Annotated in this window: 5 protein-coding genes; 2 read left to right on the top strand and 3 right to left on the bottom strand. The window is 72.6% G+C overall.

Going from position 1 to position 3,247, the window contains the following annotated elements:
* Together G6031_RS14085 and G6031_RS14080 are read left to right on the top strand one after the other, a co-directional pair.
* The coding region (locus tag G6031_RS14085) for an antibiotic biosynthesis monooxygenase (protein WP_182653590.1) at window positions 1–203 on the top strand (203 nt) is incomplete at its 5' end.
* Window positions 204–231: 28 nt separating this feature from the next.
* Window positions 232–624 carry a VTT domain-containing protein gene (locus G6031_RS14080; RefSeq protein WP_182641584.1) on the top strand — a complete coding sequence of 131 codons (393 nt, stop codon included), beginning with the start codon at window positions 232–234 and terminating at the stop codon, window positions 622–624.
* A 19-nt stretch (window positions 625–643) separates the two neighbouring features.
* Here the strand turns inward: G6031_RS14080 and G6031_RS14075 are convergent, their stop codons facing one another.
* The 3 genes from G6031_RS14075 to G6031_RS14065 all read right to left on the bottom strand — a co-directional run.
* Window positions 644–1,696: an ABC transporter substrate-binding protein gene (locus G6031_RS14075; protein ID WP_182653589.1), complete on the bottom strand. Its 1,053-nt coding sequence runs from the start codon at window positions 1,694–1,696 to the stop codon at window positions 644–646.
* The gene (locus G6031_RS14070; protein ID WP_179524495.1) at window positions 1,693–2,427 is read right to left on the bottom strand and encodes an ABC transporter ATP-binding protein; all 735 of its coding nucleotides are present in this window, start codon (window positions 2,425–2,427) and stop codon (window positions 1,693–1,695) included. Before G6031_RS14070 ends, G6031_RS14075 begins: the two co-directional genes overlap by 4 nt.
* Window positions 2,428–2,456: 29 nt before the next feature.
* Window positions 2,457–3,247 (bottom strand): ABC transporter permease (locus G6031_RS14065; RefSeq protein WP_241737356.1); only part of this gene is annotated, 791 nt, incomplete at its 5' end.

Below are 3,247 nucleotides of genomic sequence, written 5' to 3'. Positions count from 1 at the left end.
TCCTCGGCTTCCAGCTGCTGCGCCCCACCGCCGGAGAGGAGCGCTACTTCGTGGTGACCACCTGGCAGGACGAGGCGTCCTTCGCCGCATGGCGCGACGGCGACGCCCGGACCGCCCACGCCGGTCAGCACGGCAAGCCCGTCGCCGAGGGGGCCACCCTCCTCGAGTTCGACGTCGTGATGGACGTCAAGCCCTCCGCCTGACCGGGCCCTCCACCGCCGCCGCGCCTTGATGGACCGGATCTCGGAACAGCCGTTCGCCGTCGCCTTCGGCGCGCTGTTCGTCATCGTGATGCTGCGGGCCAACGCCACCTACTGGCTAGGCCGGGGAGCGCTGAACGGAGGGCGACTGAGCCGGAAGGCCGCCCGCCACCTGGACGGGCGGCACATGCAGCGGGCCCAGCGGCTGTCCGCGCGCTACGGGGTGATCGCGGTTCCGCTGTCCTTCCTCACCGTGGGCGTGCAGACGGCGATCAACTTCACCGCCGGGTTCACGCGCATGCCGCTGACCCGGTACCTGCCGGCGGTCACCGTGGGTGGGCTCATGTGGGCGACGCTCTACTCCACCGTCGGGATGGTCGGCTGGGCCGCGATCGCCACACTCTGGTCCGGGATCACCTCGTAGCCCGGCCGGGCCCGGTCCGCTAGCTCCCGGGCAGCGGCCCGACCACCGGCCCGAGCACGTCCTGGAACCTGTCGTCGACCAGTGCGTCCACGTCGACGGCGGCGATCTGCCCGTCCTCGGTGAAGACGTCGGCGAGTTCCTGCTCGCCGGGCACCGTGTCCGCCAGCGCCACCGGTCGGCGGGTGCTGCGACTCTGCGAGAGCTCGGCGGCCTCGGGGGTCAGCCCCACCGCCTCACCGTAGAACGCGGCCCACCGCGCCGGGTTCTCCGCGCTCCAGGTCCCCGCCTCGGCCAGCCGGGCCAGGAGGTCCGCGATCGCCGTCTGGCGGCGCGCGTCCGCGAGGGCGTCGTGGGAGGCGAGCCCGAACCAGAATCCGTTGGACGCCTCCGCCGCGGTCGCGATGGTCCGGGCGTCGGTGGTGGTCTGCGTGATGGCCGTGTACGGATCCCAGATGGCCCAGGCGTCGGCGTCGCCGCGGGAGAACGCGGACCCCGCCTCGGCCGGCTGGAGGAAGACCAGGTCGACGGACTCCGGCGAGACCCCGGCCCTGCGGAGCTGGAGAAGCAGATGCCCGTGGGCGGAGGTCCCCTTGGCCACCAGCACCTTCCGACCCGCCAGGTCGGCCACGGTCCGCACGGACGAGTCCCCGGGGACGAGGATCCGGTCCCCCTCCCCGCCGTTGGCGTAGGCGGAGACGATCGACGCCCGCGCCCCGGCGGCCGCGCCGAACACGGGCGGGGTGTTACCGGTGACGGCCACGTCGATCTGACCGGCGTTGAGCGCCTCCACCTGCGGCGGCCCGGAGGTGAACGTGGAGAACTCGACCTCGTACGGCAGGTCGTCGAGCTGTCCCGCCGCGGTGAGCAGGGCCTGGGTGCCGCCCTTCTGGTCGCCCACCCGGAGGACGAGGTCGGACAGGCCCGCGAGGTCGACCCGGTCGGGGACGGGTGCCGCGGCCTCGGAGTCGCGGGTGGTGCACCCGGCGCCGACGAGCAGCACGATCAACGCCAGCGCGAGCAGCGCGACACCGATCGCGGGTCGTCGGTGGATCGGGGAGAGTGTGGTGGTCATATCGAGTAGTCCTCGTCTGTGTGGTCGACGCCCAGCGCGTCGAGTAGGCGGCGGCGGTGGTGGCTCGTCCCGCCCCCGCCGCGGGGTCGGTCGATGGTCTCGGTGTGGCCGACGACGCCGTCGTCCAGGACGAGCACACGGTCGGCCAGGGCCACCGCCTCGTCGACGTCGTGCGTCACCAGCAGGACCCCGAGACCGTGGTGCGCCCACAGCCGCAGCAGGAGGCGGTGCATGGTGCGCCGGGTGAGGGCGTCGAGCGCGCCGAAGGGCTCGTCGAGCAGCAACAGCGACGGCTCGGCGACGAGCGCCCGGGCGAGCGAGGTCCGCTGCGCCTGCCCGCCGGAGAGTTCCCCCGGGTAGGCGCCCTCGCGGCCCCCGAGCCCCACCTCGGCGAGGATCCCGGTGACCCGGTCGGTCTTCTCCCCGCGTCCGACGTCGACCCGGTTGAGGCCGTGCCTGACGTTCTCGGCGACGGTGCGCCAGGGCAGCAGCCGGGAGTCCTGGAACACGACGGCCGGGGGGCCCTCGATGTGGACGCTCCCTCCGTCGAGCTCCCGGTCCAGTCCGGCGAGGATCCGCAGCGCGGTGGATTTGCCGCTACCGCTCCGACCGAGCAGGGCGACGATGTCGCCGCGGGGGATCGTCAGGTCGAGATCGCGGAGAACGACGGTGTCGCCGAAGCTGCGGGTGACACCTCGCAGCGCGCCCGCGGGGGCGAGGGTGGTGGTCATGACTGTGGCTCCTGGGTGGTGGTCGGTGGTCACCGGTAGTGGCGCAGCGCACGGGCCTCGGCGACGCGGACCACCGCGTCCGTGAGGATGCCGAGCAGCGCGTACACGACCAGGCCGACGATGATCACGTCGATCCGGAAGTAGTCGCGGGCGTTCATGATGAGGTAGCCGATGCCGTTGGTGGCGTTGAGCTGCTCGGCCACGATGAGCGTCAACCAGGCGATCGCGAGCGACTGCCGCACGCCGACCAGGACCTGGGGCGCGATCGACGGGAGGATCACCTCGGTGAGCCGCTGGCGTCGGCTGAATCCGAAGACCGTCGCCATGTCCTGCAGCCTGGGATCCACCTGCCGCAGGCCCGAGGCCGTGTTGAGGTAGATCGGGAAGACCACACCGAGTGCGATGAGCAGCACCTTCGGGGTCTCACCGATGCCGAACCACAGGATGAACAGCGGTATCAGCCCGAGGTGCGGCAACGCGCGGAGCATCTGGAGCGGGGGGTCGACGAGGGCGTCCGCGATCCGCGAGGTTCCGACGATCACCCCCAGGACGAGTCCGGCCACGGCCCCCAGGACGAACCCCTGGACCACGCGGACGCTCGAGACGGCCAGCGCGTCGGCGAGCTCACCTGAGGCGATGAGCTCCAGTGCGGAGGAGGCGATGAGCTGCGGGGCGGGAAGGATCCGCTCCGGCAGGATGCCGGTGGCTCCGGCGATCTGCCAGATGAGGATCAGTACGACGGGGCTGAGCCAGCGCAGCCAGGTGGTCCGGCGGCGGGGCCGGCGGCGGCCGACAGGGCCGCGCCCGGGAGCCGGCGTCT

Origin of the sequence: Dietzia sp. CQ4 (genome assembly GCF_014145125.1) — a bacterium.
Taxonomy (GTDB): domain Bacteria; phylum Actinomycetota; class Actinomycetes; order Mycobacteriales; family Mycobacteriaceae; genus Dietzia; species Dietzia natronolimnaea.
Note: the sequence above shows the minus strand (reverse complement) of the source record. Positions and strands in the feature narration are given on the sequence as shown.

Excerpts from the sequence above, each read along its gene's own strand:
- G6031_RS14070 (WP_179524495.1), bottom strand. The coding sequence starts at position 2,427 with ATGACCACCACCCTCGCCCCCGCGGGCGCGCTGCGAGGTGTCACCCGC.
- G6031_RS14075 (WP_182653589.1), bottom strand. The coding sequence starts at position 1,696 with ATGACCACCACACTCTCCCCGATCCACCGACGACCCGCGATCGGTGTC.
- G6031_RS14080 (WP_182641584.1), top strand. The coding sequence starts at position 232 with ATGGACCGGATCTCGGAACAGCCGTTCGCCGTCGCCTTCGGCGCGCTG.